The following is an 18341-nucleotide window of genomic DNA, read 5'->3' as shown; positions in this document are numbered from 1 at the left end:
TCTCATTCGTGCTGATGCAAAAATGCAACCGATCTCAAAGGAGAGACCCAATGATGAGAAGCGCAGGTACCTTGACCGCCGTGGCCTTGGCCGCGGCACTAATGACGGGCTGCTCTAGCACTTCCGGTGACGCCGGCAGCAACAATGAAGACGGTCCCGTGAGCCTCACCTACTGGGACTTCATGGATCCAAGCCAAAACAATCCGCGGGCTGCGGCGCTGAAGCAAAACATCGAGAATTTCGAGAAAGAAAACCCCAACATTGATGTGCAGTTGTCCACCGTTTCCTTCGGTGACATGATCAGCCGGCTTCCGCAGGCGGCAGCAGCGGGCCAGGCGCCCGACGTCGTGAAGATGTTCGCTCCGGTGGTCCCGCAGATTGCTTCTGCGCAGGTTTATCAGCCGCTCCCGGAAGAGGCCAAACAAATCACTGATTGGCTGCGCCCGGTAGACAAGCTTGCGGACAAAGACGGAAAACAAGTAGCCGTCCCGTATGACTACCGCACCTGCACGCTCTACTACAACGACAAAATCCTCAAGCAGATTGGAGCGGCTGTACCGACGACCTGGGACCAGGTCGCTGACGTAGCCAGGAATGCAGCGGCAGCCGGTTACACAGGGTTTGGGACGGGATTCTCAGGCGTCGACAACTCTGCGATCATCTCAACCTTCTTCGATTGCTTCATGAGTCAGGTAGGACAGGAAATATCGAACCAGGACGGCAAAGCCGGCTTCGACACTGAAAAAGGCAAAGAATTCGCCGACTTCCTGGTCAAGCTCAAGGACGCGGGCGGCATGTCCAAGAGCGTCGTGGGGGACCAGTACTCCACGGTCAGTGACGGACTCCAGAACGGCACCGTAGCGATGGCGGTCCTCGGCACGGAGCGGGTCCTGACTTTGCAAAAGGCCAATCCGGACATCAAGTCTTCTACACTGCCCAAGACGTCAAACGGCTCTGATACCGGGTCAACATTTGGCTGGACTCTTGGTATCGGCGCAGGCAGCAAGTACCCGAAAGCTGCCTGGAAGTTCATTGAGTATATGACCGGCCCGAAGGCTGGAGCACTGATGGCAACCGGGGGCGACGTTCCCACCCGCTCCGCGACCTTCCAAGAGCCCTACTTCACCACTCCCGAGGCTAAAACCGTGCAGGACGTGAGCAAATTCGTCGAGCAACACAGCGAGCCCCACACCTACCCGGACAACTGGATCGCAATCGCGAGCGGACTCGCCGGAGCCGGTCAGGAGCTGTACCTTAACAACCGTTCTGCTGACGAGTTCATGAAAAGCGCCCAGGCCGCGGCCAACAAGTGAGCCCCGGCCCTGACAGGAACAATGACGGAACAGCCCTGGCCCCAGGAAAGCGAACACCATGTCAGTGACACAAGAACAACGCACAGCGCGGGCTCTTAAACCCCCGACCCGGCGAGGCCGGAATGATCGCGCTGTCTGGCTCTACGTCGTGCCGGTCGTAGCGGTCTTCCTCTTCGTCTTCGTCGGGCCCCTGATCTTCACAGCCTGGACAGCCCTCCACGAAACCACGTACTACCAAATCAAAGAGTTTTCCGGGCTGAATTCATTTACCGAGCTCTTTGCGGACAAGGATTTGCCGAAGCAAATCGGCACCACGCTTGCTTTTTCGCTTGGTGCTTTGGCGATAGCCCTCCCACTGGGTTTTGCCTCTGCAGTGGTCCTGAACAAGATCATCCGCTTCAAGCGGACCGTTCGAAGCCTGTTTCTCCTTCCGTGGCTGATGTCCCAAGCTACCGTCGGAACCCTCTGGCTATGGTTCCTCAACCCGAATTACGGTCCGGGGACCGCCATCACCAAGGCCCTTGGATTCGGCCCTACCGATGTGTTCTCCTCACCCGCCTCTGCCTTGGTGGCAGTAACCCTCATCACCGCATGGTGGTCCTACCCCCAGGCCATGGTCCTCTTCCTGGGGGCACTGCAGACCGTGCCGACCGAACTTTACGAGAGCCTCCGGGTTGATGGCGGAAACGCTTGGCAGGGATTTGTGAACATCACGCTGCCCTTCCTCCGGAACACCATCGTCTCGGTGGTGGTCGTCCTGCTGATGCTTTACGTACAGATGGTGACCATCATCCTGGTCACTACCCGCGGCGGCCCGCTCGGAGGCACCGAAACCCTCTCTATGCGGGTGTTCAACAAGACGTTCCAAGACTTCGACCTGTCGGGGGCCTCGGCAACTGCCATCCTGCTCTTCGCAATCAATATCGCGCTGACCTTGGTAGCGATCCGCTTCCGACGGAAGGACACCTTGTGACTGCCACAATCCCGGCCAGACGCCGACGCCCCGGGCATCTGCTGCGACGCCTACCCATTTGGGCCATTGTTGCAATAACAGCCGTGCTCGTGCTGCCCCCTATCCTTTGGATACTGTCGACCTCGCTGAAGACTGAAGCCAATACCGTGGCCTTCCCCCCGGTGTGGATCCCGAATCCGCTCTCCTTCGACAGCTATACCGGTCTTTTTACGTCCGCCAATGTCCGCTTCTTCGCGAACTCCCTGATTTACGCCATTGGATCTATCGTTCTGGCGCTGGTTGTCTGTGTCCCTGCGGCCTACGTCGCCACCCGTTTCCGCGGCCGCCGCATGGAAAGCCTCATGACGGGAATCCTCGTGCTGTCCATGGTCCCGGGCGTCGTTGTCTTCATCGCGCTCTATTCCATGTTCGTCAAAACGTCCCTCATCAACAGCTACCCTCTCCTGATCCTGGTTTACACCGGGATCATCTGCGGACAGACAATCCTGTTCCTTCGCAACTTCATCGAGAACATTCCGGTTGAGATTGAAGAAGCTGCGGCAATCGACGGCTGCAGCCGACTCCAGATACTTATCCGGATTGTGCTGCCCCTGATCCGTCCTGGCATAGCGGCGGTCGCAATCTTCATCTTCGTGTTCGTCTGGAATGACTTCCTCGTCGGAACGGTCCTGGCAACCACCGAGGACATGAAGACCGTTCAAAACGGCATCGTCCGCTACATCTCAACCGGGTTCGGCAACTTCTGGGCTTCCTTCGGTGCCTTCGTTATTGTCGCGTTCATTCCCGTCCTGGGCATCTTCGTGGCCTTCCAGCGCTGGTTCATCGCGGGCCTTACTTCAGGGGGTGTTAAGTCATGAGCGAGAAGACGCCCGCTCCTCGTGTAGCAGTCGTCGGAGCAGCCGGCTGGGCAGGATCGCGGCACGCGCGCGTATTCGCCGCGGCGGGGGCCGACGTCGCCGTCCTCGTAGAAAGAGGGGAACGAGGCCTTGCACTGGCACAGGAGCTCGGCGCAAAGCATGTGTCCAGCATCAAGGAACTCCCTGACGACTTGGACCTTGTGGTCGTGGCACTGCCCACCACCATGCAATCTGTCATCGTGGCAGACCTGCTGAACAAGGGATTCCGTGTACTGACGGAAAAGCCGGTGGCTGCAGACGCCGAAGGCGCCGCCGTCTTGGCGGGAGCTTCCGGCGTCCACGACAGGCTCATGGTCGGGTACACACTCCACCACCATCCCGGCGCCCAACTTCTCTCCCAATGGCTCAGGGACAACGACGTGATCGCAGTTTCTGTGCGTTCGGTCGCCCACAAGAAGGACATCGACTCATGGCGTGCTGATCCGAAGGAGGGCGGTGTAGCCGTTGTGAACGGTATTCACGCCATCGAACTCATATCATCATGGTTCGACGGCGACCCGAAAGTCCTGAGCGCCAGTGCCAGCAGCAGCCTGTACGGGTCCCCAGTGCCCGAACACGTCGTAGCCACGCTTGAGTTTCCCAAGGGTGTCGCATTCACACTGCAGAGCTACTGGTCTCCCTGGCAGGAACCCCAAGGTCTCAACCAGGGTGACTGGAGCCTGACCATCGATATCCTGGCAAGCACAGGCCGAGTCGTGTGGTCCAACGATTCCCTACAGATGTGGGATCGCGACGGCACCCATTCCGTGACTACTTTCGAGCCCTCTGACCTCTTCCATCGCCAGGCTGAGGCCGCCTTGAAGTTTTGCGCCGGTGAAACTCCTGCAGTCACGTTCACGCAAGCACTCCGGGCCACCGAAATTGCCGATGCTCTCGTGATGGCGGCTTCCTATACCAGTAGCCTGGCCGCTACATAGCATCAGAGAACCCGAACACATGGCACCGGCCCAACTGAGCAATATCGCCTAAGGAAAATGAACATGAAGCGAGCACTACACACTCCAACGCTCGGAGAACAGCGGTGCATCCGCCTCCAGAGCGGAGCGAACCGATGAGTCTCAAGGATCAAGTGGTTTTGGTAACGGGATCGAGCGGGGGCATCGGCGACGCCGCTGTCAGCGCGCTTACGGCGGCTGGCGCCGTCGTCGTAGGTGCGGACCGTACCCCTAAAGAGGGCCAATCGCTAAAGGAGTTCTACCCCCTCGACATCGCGTCGGAAGAACAATGTGCGGCCATTGTTAGGGACATCGCAACCAAATACGGCAGTGTAGACGTCCTCATCCATGCAGCCGGTGTGCTGGGTCCCACCCCCAATATCATGGATACAACCACGGAAGAATTCGACTCGATTCTGAGGATTAATGCCACGGCGACTTTCACCATGGTGCGGGAGACCGCCAAGTCCATGCTTGAGTCCGGCACGTCCGGCGCCATCGTCGTCTTGTCCTCAGTAGCGGCCAAGGAGTCACGTCTGAATTACCTCCCGTACAACGCCAGCAAGCTCGCAGTCCTGCACATCATGTGGTCATTCGCCGAACTGCTTGGGCCTGAGGGCATCTCAGTCAACGCCATCGCCCCAGGCCCGGTGAACACACCCATGCGGGCACAGCTCGACAATGATTCAAGCTCTGGGGCGGTCGCCAGCCGGGCAAAGAGAGCATCCCAACTGCCCATGCGCCGGTTCGCCGAACCCGAGGAAGTCGCCCGCGCCATCCTCTTCCTTGCCGATCCGGACAACCGCTACATCACAGGGGTATCCCTTGATGTAGCAGGCGGAGCGCACCTGGGAATAGGAACCTGAACCATCGGCACGGGGCTTCCCAATCCTTGAGGGCCCGTAACTGGCACTTCGCGGAGTGGCAAACCTGCTCCTTCTGAGCACAGGACTCTTAGGTTGGGAAGTGGAAACTGTAATACAGCATCATCACACGGCCCTGCACGTTGCGGATCTGGAGCGCAGTGCCCGGTTCTACGCGGACGGGCTCGGACTACGCCGCTTGGAAGAATGGACGTCGGGAGCTTACATAAGCGAACTTTTCGGCCGCCCCAACGTGAAGGTCAGAGCCTTGATGCTCGCCACGGATGACGGCAACTTCCGGCTGGAACTTGTCCAGGTCGAGGAGCCACCGCCCGCCATCGACCCATCTCAGGCCCAGCCCGGCACGGCACATATTGCCTTTACCGGCATCGACGTCAGGAGAGTGTTCGCCCACATGGCGGCGTTCGGGTACGGAGCATTGTCGGAACCGGTTGAGCCAGCTTCGGGACCAAACGGTGGAGGACTGCTGATCTACCTGCTTGATCCCGACGGAAATAGGGTCGAGCTAATCCAGCCGCCGGGCTGGCAGGAAAGCGCCAAGTCTTGAGCTGTCGCGAGCCGCGATTAAGACCCCTGAGTGCCCGACCGCCAATTGTCCTTACCGGAATACGTGTTGGAAAACCAAGGGACTCGGAAGTGCCTACGAGGGGCGGGGGAAGGCACCGAGTCGCATGAAACGCGCTTTGAGTCTCATCGATAACGAAGACATCTCCGCCGAGGAATTCGAGCAGATGGCCAAGCCCTGGCAGGAACAGCGTCGTCACCTGTTGGTTTGCCTCGCGTGCGGTCAGAAAGCAACCTTTCGCATCGTGTCATCCAAACGGTGTCCAACCTTCGGCGCTCGGCACGACAAAACTTGTCTACTTAATGCCCGCCCATGGAGCGCCTTTAAGTACCTCCAATAACGCGCCTCAAGCAGAGCCCTTGGGTGACTGCCGTGATCTGCCAGCACCTACACGCGACGACCACAAGAAATCGCCTATTTCTCGTCTACTTCCGCTCATCATTTTTAAGGCCGATAACGGAGGTTCCATCAAGCTGGTCTGGCTACAGTTGCCCATGCACTTTGGACGAGCCTCGAGCGGCTAGTTCCAGAGTGTGGACGTGCCCCAGCCGGACGGAGCTCCGATATGCGAAATGGGTAGTAGCTTTACGCCGGGTATGAGCGAAGAACCGCCGCTACGGGTCCCTTGACGATGCCAGCGGTCCCAGGTAGCTATCCGCCTGCTACACGTCGGAGTGGAGGCTTGGGCCTAACGTGAAGAGCCTGGAGCCTTCTATGTGGGATCCTTCGAACACTCTGGCAGGGCGCAGGAGACGTATCTCGAAATGCTTAAGGTTTCCGAGACAACTAGTGCAAACGACTGGGGCCTGTGGTCTTCGGGGCTTTGTGGCGTGGAATCTTCGCCGCTGACTGGCGGATTTGGGTGGCTGGGGGCGTCGATGACGGCGGCGCTGGCGCCCCAGGAGTGGCGCATCTGCTGTATTGTGTCGCCGAGTTGCTCCCTTGGCGACAACGTCAGGCCCGCGCGACCGTGCCCGCGATCAGCGTGGCGACGGTGTTTTCCAGGGTGTCGCGCAGGTCCAGGCGGAGCTTCGTCAGGCTGGGGTCGGCTTCGTAGGCGGCGAGAACGCTGGCGGAGGGGCGGCAGTAAATTGAAAGGGTGCCGGCCAGGATCATCGTCATCATGGCCACCGTCCAGGCCTCATCGCCGACTTCGGGCACGTACTGGCGGATGAGGTCAGCCGTAGTCGTGATGCCGGCGACGGCTGACCTCTTGTGCCGCAACACGACGTCGACGGAGACGTTGTGCTCCAGCACATTCGACTGGGCGTTGAGGAGATCGAGAAGCACCGTCTGGCGTGCGAGGGACGCGCTGAGTACCGCGGCCACCTGGTCACCGCGTTCACGCGCCGACAGGTGTGGGTCGACACCCTTGGCCAGTGCGTCCGGCACCTCCGCCAGCCATCTCTCCATGGCGCGCACGAGCAGTTCGAACATCACCGCCTCACGGGACTCGAAGTAGCGCAGCACGTTCGACTTGGCCAGCCCAACCCGCCGGCTTAGCTCATTGAGGCTTAAGTCAGCCAACGGCATCTCGTCGAGCATCGCCGTAGCCGTGTCCAGGATCGCCTGTCGCCTGATCTCCCGCTGCTCATCGTTACGTGCTCGCTGAAACGTCATGTCCTTCATTTTACAGACCACGAGTCTATTGACAACAGACCCCTGGTCTTTTACGCTAGTAAAACACAAAGGACCGTCGGTCTTTAAAAGGGAGTCATGGCAATGAGCGAAAAATGGACCGAGAGAGACGTCCCTGACCAAAGCGGCCGCGTGGCGGTCGTGACCGGCGCCAACACGGGCCTGGGTTTCGAGACCGCACGGGTCCTCGCAGAACGCGGGGCGACCGTGGTCCTGGCCGTACGCGACGTCGAGAAGGGCAAGCAGGCAGCCGCCCGCATATCCGGCGACGCCACCGTGCAGGAACTGGACCTGACGTCACTGGAGTCGGTCCGCGCCGCCGCGGCCGACCTGCACGGCACGCACACGGGGATCGACCTGCTAATCAACAACGCCGGTGTGATGTACACGCCCAAGCAGACCACCCGCGACGGGCTCGAGCTGCAGCTCGGCACCAACCACCTCGGGCACTTCGCGTTCACCGGGCTGATGCTGGATCTGCTGCTTCCCGTGCCGGGATCTCGGGTGGTCACGGTCAGCAGCCTCGCCCACCGCATGCGGTCCACCATCCAATTCGACGACCTGCAGTCGGAGCGATCCTACAGCCGCGTCGCGGCCTACGGGCAGTCGAAGCTCGCGAACCTGATGTTCACTTACGAACTGCAACGCCGCCTCGGCTCGCTCGGCACCACGATCTCAGTGGCCGCACACCCGGGCGTTGCCAGTACCGACCTCATGCGCAACGTCCCCGCAGCACTCCGGTTCATCGCCCCAGTGATGGTGTCCATGATGAGCCAGAAGCCGGAGATGGGCGCCCTGCCGACCCTGCGCGGGGCCACCGACCCCGAAGTCCGCGGCGGCCAATACTACGGTCCCGAGGGCATGGGCGAGTCCCGAGGAAACCCCAAGGTCGTCGAGTCCAGCCCGGAGTCCCACGACCGGACAATCCAGCAACGCTTGTGGACGGCATCCGAGGACCTCACGGGCGTGAAGTTCCCGGTCTAAGCACCGCCCCGCAAATGAACTTTGAGGTGCTGGATGACCCGCCCGAACACGATCGCCGCGTCGAGTCGTGCCTTCTCGGCCCCTGTGGCGTCGATGAACGGGGTCGACGTCCGGGAGATCAGTTCTGCGGTCGGCGTTCACTGTCGGGGCTCAAGCCATCAGGACATATGCAGCTGAACATTCAAACAACTATGGAGGAGTCCTGATGAACGTACTTTTGTGGATCCTCGCGGATGTGCTCGCAGCGATATTTCTTGCCGTCGGTCTGATGGCGGTCCTCCGGCCGAAGGAGAAGCTGGCTGCTGCCGGCATGGGCTGGGTAGAGGGCTTCAATCCCGCCGCCGTCAAGGCGATCGGGGCTCTGGAGGTGTTGGCCGCAGTCGGTCTGACCCTGCCCGCACTCGTCGCTGGCATTCTGGTGCCGCTGGCCGCGACCGGCTTGATCGCGTTCATGGTCGGTGCCGCGATCACGCATGCCCGCAAGAAGGAAACCCCGATGATCGTGCTCAACCTGGTGCTGCTGGCGATGGCCGCAGTCGTGGCGTGGGGACGATTCGGCCCGCATTCCTTCTGAACGCATCTACCTGTCGAATCCAGCTATGCCATCAGCGCTGCCCCTCGTAGCGTGGAGACATCGCCTTTGAGGAGATGACGGCGATAACGAAGAGGAATTACCGGATTTCGACCAGGACTTCAAGCAATGCGCGGTCCGGCTGGTGGTCGAGACAGGTAAGCCGATCGCGCCGGTGACCCGTGAGCTGGGTGTCAACGCCGGGCACGTTGGTTGGGCAACTGATGCGCCGAGCCCGCGCTGCGGAGGGTAACGGTGCGTTGAGCGAGACCGAACGGGACAAGTTGGCTCGGCTGCGCAAGAGAACACCGAGCTGCGGATGCAGCGTGATGTACTCAAGCGTTCGGTGGCCCTCTGGGTGGACGAGGCGATGGTCTCCCGGAGGACTTCCAGCTCCGGGCTGGCGTCGGCTAGGTCGCGGAGCTGGCGCCCCACGTAGTCGCGGGCCGCGCGCCTGTCGGCGGTCAGGAGGGCGACGAGGGCGACCTCAGGGCACGGCGTTGCAGTGGGCGCCGCCCGCTGCGTTGCCGTCAGGCGTCGAAGGGTTTCGACGCAGCCACCAGGACGTGCCAAGGGAGTTCTCGCAGCCACTTCTACTCCCGTGCTCTGAACGCCGATAACGGACGTTATGTAAACCTGAAGTGATCCGATTGCAGACTTTGCAGATTAGGACCCGCTGATATGTACCCCCGGTCTCGGTTGCCTGGATGCTAAAGTCTGTTCTGGACCGGCTGTGGACCCGGGTTTGGGATCGTGCCGAAGAAGACCTCACCCGCCGTCGCATCTACGCCGGAAATCCGTCCAGCGTCGACCCCCACCTACGTCAGTGACCGGGACGACCTGGAACCACTGTTCCTGGAACAGTGGCACTTCCACATCGCCCCGGACCTGCACCTCCACACCATCAGCACGCTGGGCGAACAACTCAAACAGATCGAGGCTCAACTCGACCAGGCGCTAGCCGCAGCCCGCTCCGACGGCCTGTCGCGGGACAAGATCGGCCGAGCCTACGGGATCACCCGGCAGGGTGCGCGGAAACGCTGGGACTCTCAAATGTCCGGCCAGGAGTAGTTATGTCACTCTCACCGCGATCTACTTCAGATAAACAAGGGCTCGTCTTGACGCATAGGATGGGCGCGTGACAAGGACACAAGACAGACCATTCTCTGGACGGAAAGACTCTAGAATCAGTAGCAAGCCGAGTGTCATCGAGCCCCGCCGTCATTCACAAGAACTCTCGTCCAAGGTCTACGCAATCCTCCGTGACCATCTTGCAGTTCTGATCTCTGGCGCCTTGGTGGCTTTTGCAGCCCTGAAAATAATCATCTTTGCCCGCGGCGACTACTTGCTTGCTTTAGCCGTCCTCGGTGCCGGTCAGCAGTTCACAATACTTGCCAGCACGATGTTCAACGCTCTCACGATTCTGGCAATGCTATATATTTCATGGTCAGGCATTATCAAGACGCGAGCGACCCCTTCTGGAACATTTGAATCGCACTTACAGTTCAATTTGAAACGCTATGTCCCTCTCTTCATGGCTTGGGCACTTCTTCTCGTAGCGGCTCCGGCGATATTCATAGCACTGGCCGCATTTGCCACTCTGAATAATTTCCTGGCGAACTCAAAGAGCAGGCGAGGGCGAGGGAAGGAGCCTAATCCCCGGAAGATTGCTAAGTACCGCTTGAAGCGCACACGAAGACTGCGGATTATCGGCATCATAACGAGCATCAATGTGGTTACGATGGTCGTTGTGCTTGCCGCGACAAGCTGGGCCCCCACGGAACGGGTGACTTTCAAAGAAGATCAAGCAGAAACAACAATCACAGGATTCGTAGTCGGTCAGCAAGCAAAACAGGTCTTGATCGTCAGAAGTGATGGAGGGGGCGCCTTCTGGGTAGGCGAAGATTCCTTAAAACGACGAAAGCTTTGCCTGCCCGACGACGACCTCTGGGAAGGTATCTCACAACCGGCCCTAAGCCTCATAAGCACAGTTTTCGAGTCCAGGAAACAAATCGCCCGCTGTTCGGTGGCCTAGTCTCGCTCACATGCTGCGGAGGCATCCAGAACTCATAGTTTAGACGAGGAGAGCGAGGACGACCCTGTTCTTTGGAAGACCGCACGGATGTTGCTGCGAAATAAGTCCGTTCAAGAAGTTGTCCAGTTTTCCCACGGAGGCCCACTGACGGCCAAAGCGGTGCGCGATTGTTGCGGTGGCTAAAGTTGTCCCGCGCACCTTCGCGCACGTAGGCGCTTCCAATCTTTGCGCGAATTGAAGCCTGACACCACATTGGTGTCAGGCTTCACAAGTACCACCCGAAGCTTCCCAGGCCTCGGAGACTCATTGATCAACGCCAGTCCACGACCCTGCGTTCATGGGTAAAGTATGGCGCAGACCTAAGCCGCCGTCAGTAACTCTGGCTACAAAACAGCAATGGGGAAGCATCATGGAACGGAATCGATCAGACCTAGCATGATCAGCACTGGATATTCCCCAGTCCTCATCCGGCGCCAGAAGCGGAAACGGGAGGCGGTGGGCATCGATCGGCAACACCAGCTGGGTTGCCAGCATCCGGCGATGGAGCAAAAGAGCGGCCCGCGGAGTTGTTGAAGGCCACGTCCCGAAATGTAGTGACTTTGATTCGCCGGCTTTCAAGGTCTGCTGTAACTGACGTAGGCCTTGCGTAACAGTGGGGATGCCGGTGACTCCCCCACCGACACAACTTGCGGAGATACGCGAAGGAATGCACGAAAGTGAGGGGCACGCGAAAAGGAGGTCACGTTGGAGGGATCAAATCCGTCCAACAATTTCAGCCGTCTTTTGCCCTAGGTTTTTGTGAATTGCCTCGAACTCGCGGTTTAGTTCCTCGAGTTGAGACATCAGATCGGGGAAGAATAGAACGACTTCAATACCGGCTCTGCGTAGTTTCATCACGCCGTTTCCGAGAACAACGGAGTTCGGATCAAGTGTGCCAATTACAACCTGCTTGAATCGGCGGTCAATGACGCGTTCAACACATGGCATCTTTGGAGGGTTTCGATCGGTGCAAGGCTCTAATGTCGTGTAGAGGGTTGAGCCAGCGAGTGTCGCAGTTTCAAGTTTCCGCTCCAGAAGCGTGTATTCCGCATGTTCTCCTGACCTGATCTCTCCCCTGTACGCCTTGCCGAGGACTCTCCCCCGCGGGTCTACAACTACTGCTCCCACCTTCGGCGACACTCTGCCAGGCTCACTGACAGACCGACGTGCTTGTTCAATGGCGAGTTTCATCATCGCCCTATTAGGTTTTTTTATCACCTAGTGATGCTAACGGGCGAGGCGTCCGAACATCACCTAAGGCGTAAAAGACCTGCCCAAGGTTTGCTCAGCACGTTCTTGGACCCCACAGCGCCTCTTGATGCCCCGGTGGGCATCATTCATGCCTTGGCCGCCCTTTGCCCATCGTGAGGGCCGACTTTGGGTGTGGCCTCGATTCGCACCTCTGCTAAAGGTCCGGGCATTTGTGACTTTTAGGCTCGGGTCGTGGACAGCCTTGCTGCGCCCGGGTGTCACCGTCGATGTCATCTGTTCAACGTGGATCATTTCCGCTTGACGATGTCGGTCACCCTGAGAGCCCACCCTAGGCAGCCCCTCGGAGACGTGTTCTGGCAAGAAGCAAAGGCCTGGGCGCACGCCATAGCCGACAACGCATCGGTAACCATTGAAACTCTGGGTGTTATCAACATTTCAGGAGTCAAGGTTTTTCAGTACTGGCTCAGTGAGAGGAAAGCTGCAGGACCGTACTCGTCTGACAGTTCCCCTGCTCTGGATCGCCTCGGCCAGCCCCGCTCCCCAAGCACGATCTGCCAGAACCTGAGAAACGGACGTTATGTCAGCTAGTAGTCTGCGTATCTCATCAGATGAATCAATTCGCCCACCCTCCGATCCTGCCGCTATCTGCCGCATCAGGCCGAACTTCAGCGGAATCTAGGCGGTCAGTTGGCCAACCCCGGAGATCCTGCCGGTGGCCTGGCGTGATGCCTTGCGCGGATGGCAAGAAACGCCTCTGACCTGCGGTTTTGCCCTGCTGTGACGGTTGAAAACTGGGTAGCGTTGTGTTGGCAGCGGCCTTGTTCATAAATACCTCGGTAATGCTTCGGCAGCGTGAAGAGTCGAAAGTGTCAGCTGAACCCACTTTATTTAACCCCACTACGTGGGCCCGCGAGACTGTCCTCTGATTCGAATAGACTTCATGGTCGGGAAGCAAACTATAGGTTCGGCGAACCCCCTCTCGCGTTCAAGCCTTGTAGGAGGTACTCCCAGCTCAGTTCCGACAGTTGGGGCTGCGTGGTTGGAAATAGTTCTGCAAGAAGTGCCGGCCCGCGGCGGTGAGTGCACCGTTATTGACGTCTTCTTCTAGCGCAGTAATAGTTCCGTACTCCTCGAGCAGGCGATTCACGAGCGAGGGAGTGAACTGCTTGCCGGACCCGCGCCGGAGCGGGTGAACCCAGACCCAAGCCAGTTCTCCGCCGTCCCGATTTGGATGCACCTCAGCGGCTCCCGCAATGCGAAGAATCCCGGCACTCGAAGCTTTGTCGGCGATGACCCAAACATGGCCTGCTTCTTCGTATGCGGGCATGCCAGGCGATGAGAATCCAGACTCTGCCCTGAACTGGCGATACGTCCCGGTGACAGCCACCCAATCCGTAGACTCAGCGCGGAATACTGACCGCGCTTTTCGCTCTCCTGCACGGTCCGTAACCGCGTACATGGAGATGGTCACGTCCGCGCTGTCCAGATCGATCTCTCGCTGAAGCGGCGTACGGGGGTCGTCCTCGAACGAATGCAACATTGGTTCCTTGTCCCGGGGATACCTAAGCGGCCTCATGGCGCCGAATTAAGTTCAAGCCCTCAGGATACTTCTCTCAGCAGGCGACTGCGTCGATAAGGAGTCGGCATTCCTAGGGATGAGTACGTCAACCGCGTCGTTCATGATGGGCCGTCAAGTTCCTCGCGTGGCCGGTTCAGTATCTTTGAATTTGCGACCTGGAGCCCCTCAGGCCCTTTCCGGGGTAGAAACGTGAGACTGCAAGTATTTGTGATACCTATGCACGCGGTCAGGAACCTCCTCGCCGCATCTTGACGCGTGCGTGGAGGTCATTCACGATTAATGTAATCAGTGTGAATGACATCCACGGGAGTTGATTTGACCGAAGAAGATCTCGTAGGGCTCGCAGAGGTCGCGGACTTAGCCGACGTCAGCCGGACAGTTATCTCAAACTGGAGATCACGCGATCCCAGGTTTCCGCTTCCGGTGGTCGAGCTACGAAGCGGTCCCGTTTTCGACCGAACGGCAATAGACAAATACCTAAGCAGAAGAAGGAAACAAATGGTCCACATCGTCTCAACCATCAACCTAAAGGGTGGGGTTGGCAAAACGACGACCACAGTTGGTTTGGCAGAATTCCTAGCAACTGAGTTCGGCAAGCGAGTCCTCGTTATCGACCTCGATCCGCAGACGAACGCAACGACGGTTCTCGTTGGCGAGGACCGCTGGCGAGAGCTGAACAGCGAGGGGCACACACTCGTCACGCTGTTTAACGATGCTCTGCGCGACGAGAACGAGGAAGCCCGGTTCGACCTTCGTGCGACACTACAGCGCAGCGTAAGTCCGGTTGCAGAAGTTCGCGGCGTAGATCTCCTGCCGTCTTCCCTCGACCTCATCGACGTTCAGGACCGTTTGGCTTCCATGTCCTCCGGACGCTTCTATTCGAACAACCCCACCGATCTGCTGCGTAGAGCAGTCAAACCGATTCTCAAGGACTACGACTACGTACTAATTGACTGCCCTCCGAATCTCGGCATCGTGACACTGAATGGACTACGCATTAGCGACGGCTACATCATTCCGACGATTCCCGACGTCCTGAGCACTTATGGGATACCGCAGATTCAATCACGAGTTAGAGCCTTCGCCGATAACCTCGGAGAAGACATTCACGAACTCGGAATCGTCATCACCAAATACCGAAGCGCGTCTACACTTCACAACACCACGATCAGGAACCTCGAAAGTGCGACTGACCTGCCGGAGTTGTTCAATACATGGATCCCTGAAGGCAATGCCATCGCCGCGTCGGCCGAGTTCTCTCCTACTTCGACCCTCCGCCAGAAGTACCAATACCAAGGAGGCTATGACGTATTCCGTGCGTTGGCGAAAGAATTCATCGCTGCGACCGAGGAGATCGCATGACTGCAGATGGCAGCATTCCAGCTCACATTGGCGCTGCTGCTGATGCTCTTGCCAAGCTCAGTGTCACTGAGCCCGAACTCTCCGAACGGTTGGCTAAGTTAATCGCAGTAGTGGCCGACGAAGCCACCCGGACTCCTCGTTTTGCGAAATCAATTATTGGTGCGGTTCACTCCGACGGTGCGACTGCAGCGAAACCTCGACGTACCGGAAGACGCTCTCCTGGGATCTTTGACCCATTGGCGGTGTACCTCAGCGCCGGTGAAAGTGGCCTGAGGAAGCGCCTAGGCGAGCTTGACCTCGAACAGCTTCGCGACATCGTGGCCGAACACGGCATGGACCATGACAAGCTGGCCATGAAGTGGAAGGATCCCGAGCGGGTCATTGAGCGCATCGTTGAAAAAGTGATCGCCCGCTCTGCCAAGGGTTCGGCCTTTCGAAGCAACTGATATTGAATGTATTCGTTTGGAGCTCAACGAACTGGCCAGAACCAGTGACGAGACCATGCGTGGAAGCAGCCAGACCCAACCCAATCTCGATCATCGGAGACGACTACAAGTGAGCAAGAAAAACAAAGAGCTCAAATCAAAGCCCACGGTCAAATATTGGCACGGGGGCTCAGCTGGTCGTCTTGTCGGAGACCAGCTGATTCCAGGAACAGAAGTTCCGGAATACAGCCGCGTCGTCGCAGAAATGTCTCCTGATGTCTTCAACCAGCAGCGTCCGGACTATGTCCACATCACCACAGATCGCGATATGGCTTATGATTACGCAATTTCGTATGCAAAGTATGGACCGGCCGCTCTCTACGAAGTGAAACCCTTGGGACATCTGGAACACGACCCCGACTATCCCCGTGGCGTTTCGCATCGTTGCAGGAGCGCGCTCGTGATTTCGGTGGCGCCCGACGTCATAACAAGCGAATTAGTAGAGACCGGAGCCGCCCACGGCTACGAGACCTGGGATGATGGCTCGCCGCTTTATGACGACGAAGGCTTTGCCCTGCCCGCCAAAAAACACCAATACTTTGGCGTTAAAGCCGCCCACCTGAAATCCTTGGGAATCTATGCCGATTTCGATGCAATCAACGAGCGTTGCGTAACAACAGTCAAAGAACTGCGTCCTTCGCTCTCGCCAGAACACTTCGCGGAGTATCAGCAGAGGGCAGCTTCAGCCAACGCCTTTGGACTCTGAACGTTGCCGGGAGGCCCTTGGGCAGACGTCAACATGCCAACGGGGTTACTCACCAATCCCCCGGCCAACGGGGACATCGGCGCCGAAAATAAGTCGAACATCGCGTGACTAATCACACGCCCAGCAAGCCTGGTTTCACACGCGCTCGGGCCTGACAGGCCGAGCGCGTGTTGGCTAATCTTCAGGATAAGCGTGTGTGTCTATCCGACCACTGACAAACGCGCTTGAGATCGCTCAGGCACTTTGACGGGGTTGAAATCGACATCAGTGATTGCTTGACCAAACGTCAGTCCATGAACCTCCGAAGGCCAGACACCTAATTGGCGAGCGATCGATTCGGTTCCCCAACCTTTGCTCCGACGCAGCCCCGGGAAGGCGGTGCCGAAAACCTTCGACGTTTCTCGAGGCATGCCGTTTGGCTCTCCGGACCTGTAGCCGCGCCGAGAGAGTTCGACACATGCCTGACGATATGACCAGTCAGACAGACGACCGGCACGGTTTAGAGCATAGACGGCCGCCATTGCGGAGACTCCAAGTTGTTCTTTCAGCCTTAGAGCAGAAGCCAGCGACGCTTCGGCTCCTATATTCGACCTTAGAAAAAGTCTCGGCATGAGTAGTTCGGATGCGAAACGGTCTGCCTCTTTCTCTGCGTCGTATTCATTCCCTACGCAGTCGTCCAAACTTCCGTGAAGGACGAGGTGGCCCAGCTCGTGGGCCACGTCGAATCTGGATCTTTCGGCAGATTTTCGAGTCGACAGAAAAATGAAGGGCCTACCGTCCTCCCAGATACTGAACGCATCGACATCAGCCGTACCTCCGGGCAACGAAAGTACACGTACGCCTTTCGACTCAGCCAATCGAATCAAGTTTGGCATCGGGTCCAATCCAAGACCCCATAATAGGCGCAGCTCTTGCGCAGCCTCTTCGGGGCCGGCTTCACAAAGATCTGGGACGGACAACATGGGTAGGTCAAAGTGATCCGTAATGAGCCTGTAGAGCTCCACGCCTGTTCGACCAGCTGATGTGGCCATGTGCTTTTGGGCTGCACTGGACCTCCTCCGTGCCCTGAAGAACACCCGATCTTCTTCGAGCGGTTCCGAGGCCGGCATGCGCAAGTAGCCCTGAGGAATTCCCAGAGCCTGTGCTAGCAAAGGCCCTGCACGCTCCGGAGCTCCATGCGCTTCATAATTGGTGATTGTCCGGGCAGTGGTGCCCAGGCGCTCGGCCAATCTAGCCTTGCTCAGGCCGCATCGAAGTCTAGCCAGGGTGATACGGGATGGTTCTAAGGTCACGGCCGTTCAGAAATCATGAAATCGACGTCATCTTGAGGGCCGGTTGCTGGGCGAGAAGTGATCTCAAATTCCTCGAGGCCTTGGGCCGGCAGTATGATGCGGTGCTCCCAATTTCTGATCTCTCCATCTTCTACCGAAAGCGGTAGGGACAACTCAGCTCGCACTTCTGGTTTACTGGTAGACCAGTGATACAACAGGACCCAAGTCTGGGGACCCTCAGGTTCACGCTGCAGGTCTAAAACGAGGCCGATGTCCAAAACACCTTGCCCGGGAATCACTTGCCGGTAACGTCCTGGCCGGAGATTTCCACGAACCGCTTCCTCAGTCGCTGGACCGCGACGCCTGGCAGTCGCCGGACTAACGTCGGGGGAAACTCCTGTGTCTGCGTTCCCCCCAATGACCATGATGACCGTGCGCCCGTCCGGTGAAGTGATCCGCGGAGAGTTTTTTGGATTCGAGCACCTCCATCCCTGTTCATCGAGCGAATTACGGAGCGAAGCCACCGTCTCGGACCACTGAATGAACCCACGGGCAGTCACCGGGTGGAATGAAGTTACGGTTCGGGCACTGTTTACGCCGGCTCGAACGGCCGAAAGAAGAGCAGTTTCTGGCAATTCGAGACTAGCCAAGCTCGGAACCGACGTCCGTGACGAGCTCGAGGGCACCTCAGACACATGCTTAGCAGCTTCCACCATGCCCTCATATTAGTGCACAAAACAGGAAAAACTGGCCTCTCACTTCTGCGCCAAACGAGTGTCGTTACCCGACAAGCAGATTCCAGTCGATGCAGTGGTTGCTCTTCCGGACAGCGGTTCGGTTTCCTCTATCAAGTGCCTGCTCTGTGTCACCGC

At 58.3% G+C, this 18341-nt stretch carries 17 protein-coding genes; 13 read left to right on the top strand and 4 right to left on the bottom strand.

Translation table 11 applies throughout. The annotated features are described in order from the left end of the window. Positions 1 to 50: 50 nt before the first annotated feature. The 6 genes from HP499_RS08155 (at position 51) to HP499_RS08130 (ending at position 5569) form a co-directional block, all read left to right on the top strand. Positions 51 to 1313, top strand: coding sequence for an ABC transporter substrate-binding protein (locus HP499_RS08155; protein WP_253951469.1), 1263 nt, complete (start codon positions 51 to 53; stop codon positions 1311 to 1313). Between the two features lie 58 nt (positions 1314 to 1371). After that, positions 1372 to 2286 carry a carbohydrate ABC transporter permease gene (locus HP499_RS08150; RefSeq protein WP_172323595.1) on the top strand — a complete coding sequence of 305 codons (915 nt, stop codon included), beginning with the start codon at positions 1372 to 1374 and terminating at the stop codon, positions 2284 to 2286. A 146-nt stretch (positions 2287 to 2432) separates the two neighbouring features. Beyond that, on the top strand, positions 2433 to 3143 hold the full coding sequence (locus HP499_RS25385) for a carbohydrate ABC transporter permease (protein WP_216659851.1): 711 nt from the start codon (positions 2433 to 2435) through the stop codon (positions 3141 to 3143). Further along, positions 3140 to 4120, top strand: coding sequence for a Gfo/Idh/MocA family protein (locus HP499_RS08140; protein ID WP_172323593.1), 981 nt, complete (start codon positions 3140 to 3142; stop codon positions 4118 to 4120). The genes HP499_RS25385 and HP499_RS08140 overlap by 4 nt, the downstream gene beginning before the upstream one ends. Positions 4121 to 4254: 134 nt before the next feature. Beyond that, entirely contained in the window at positions 4255 to 5004 is a 750-nt protein-coding gene (locus HP499_RS08135; protein WP_172323592.1) for an SDR family NAD(P)-dependent oxidoreductase, read from the top strand. Between the two features lie 100 nt (positions 5005 to 5104). Then, a complete protein-coding gene (locus tag HP499_RS08130; RefSeq protein WP_172323591.1) occupies positions 5105 to 5569 on the top strand; it encodes a VOC family protein in 465 nt (154 codons plus the stop codon). A gap of 972 nt (positions 5570 to 6541) precedes the next feature. Here the strand turns inward: HP499_RS08130 and HP499_RS08125 are convergent. Continuing rightward, positions 6542 to 7216: a TetR/AcrR family transcriptional regulator gene (locus HP499_RS08125; protein ID WP_253951468.1), complete on the bottom strand. Its 675-nt coding sequence runs from the start codon at positions 7214 to 7216 to the stop codon at positions 6542 to 6544. 93 nt (positions 7217 to 7309) lie between these two features. Here HP499_RS08125 and HP499_RS08120 point away from each other — a divergent pair, with 93 nt between their 5' ends. The 4 genes from HP499_RS08120 to HP499_RS08105 all read left to right on the top strand — a co-directional run bounded on the left by HP499_RS08120 (position 7310) and on the right by HP499_RS08105 (position 10815). Further along, complete coding sequence (locus HP499_RS08120; protein ID WP_172323590.1) at positions 7310 to 8209, top strand: SDR family NAD(P)-dependent oxidoreductase; 900 nt, start codon at positions 7310 to 7312, stop codon at positions 8207 to 8209. A gap of 205 nt (positions 8210 to 8414) precedes the next feature. Beyond that, positions 8415 to 8783, top strand: a complete 369-nt coding sequence (locus HP499_RS08115; RefSeq protein WP_172323589.1) for a DoxX family protein — start codon at positions 8415 to 8417, stop codon at positions 8781 to 8783. Positions 8784 to 9533: 750 nt separating this feature from the next. Then, on the top strand, positions 9534 to 9851 hold the full coding sequence (locus tag HP499_RS08110) for a hypothetical protein (protein WP_216659850.1): 318 nt from the start codon (positions 9534 to 9536) through the stop codon (positions 9849 to 9851). Between the two features lie 67 nt (positions 9852 to 9918). Beyond that, complete coding sequence (locus HP499_RS08105; RefSeq protein WP_172323588.1) at positions 9919 to 10815, top strand: hypothetical protein; 897 nt, start codon at positions 9919 to 9921, stop codon at positions 10813 to 10815. Between the two features lie 753 nt (positions 10816 to 11568). Here the strand turns inward: HP499_RS08105 and HP499_RS08100 are convergent. Beyond that, positions 11569 to 12072 carry a deaminase gene (locus HP499_RS08100; RefSeq protein WP_216659849.1) on the bottom strand — a complete coding sequence of 168 codons (504 nt, stop codon included), beginning with the start codon at positions 12070 to 12072 and terminating at the stop codon, positions 11569 to 11571. A 1006-nt stretch (positions 12073 to 13078) separates the two neighbouring features. Beyond that, positions 13079 to 13606, bottom strand: a complete 528-nt coding sequence (locus HP499_RS08095) for a hypothetical protein (RefSeq protein WP_172323586.1) — start codon at positions 13604 to 13606, stop codon at positions 13079 to 13081. Positions 13607 to 14143: 537 nt separating this feature from the next. On the opposite strand from HP499_RS08095, the gene HP499_RS08090 reads away from it, so the two are divergent. From HP499_RS08090 to HP499_RS08080, 3 genes are read left to right on the top strand one after another with little or no spacing between them, the layout of a single operon-like run. Further along, positions 14144 to 15007 carry a ParA family protein gene (locus HP499_RS08090; RefSeq protein WP_172323585.1) on the top strand — a complete coding sequence of 288 codons (864 nt, stop codon included), beginning with the start codon at positions 14144 to 14146 and terminating at the stop codon, positions 15005 to 15007. Further along, the gene (locus tag HP499_RS08085; protein WP_172323584.1) at positions 15004 to 15453 is read left to right on the top strand and encodes a hypothetical protein; all 450 of its coding nucleotides are present in this window, start codon (positions 15004 to 15006) and stop codon (positions 15451 to 15453) included. Before HP499_RS08090 ends, HP499_RS08085 begins: the two co-directional genes overlap by 4 nt. Before the next feature lie 16 nt (positions 15454 to 15469). Beyond that, complete coding sequence (locus HP499_RS08080; protein ID WP_172323583.1) at positions 15470 to 16198, top strand: hypothetical protein; 729 nt, start codon at positions 15470 to 15472, stop codon at positions 16196 to 16198. Positions 16199 to 16398: 200 nt separating this feature from the next. Here the strand turns inward: HP499_RS08080 and HP499_RS25560 are convergent, their stop codons facing one another. Then, positions 16399 to 17073, bottom strand: coding sequence for an ImmA/IrrE family metallo-endopeptidase (locus HP499_RS25560; RefSeq protein ID WP_375154246.1), 675 nt, complete (start codon positions 17071 to 17073; stop codon positions 16399 to 16401). Positions 17074 to 18341 lie beyond the last annotated feature (1268 nt).

The sequence above is a fragment of the Paenarthrobacter sp. CM16 genome, from assembly GCF_013179505.1.
Classification (GTDB): domain Bacteria; phylum Actinomycetota; class Actinomycetes; order Actinomycetales; family Micrococcaceae; genus Arthrobacter.
The sequence above is the reverse complement of the archived record's forward strand: the minus strand, read 5'-3'. Positions and strand labels throughout refer to the sequence as shown.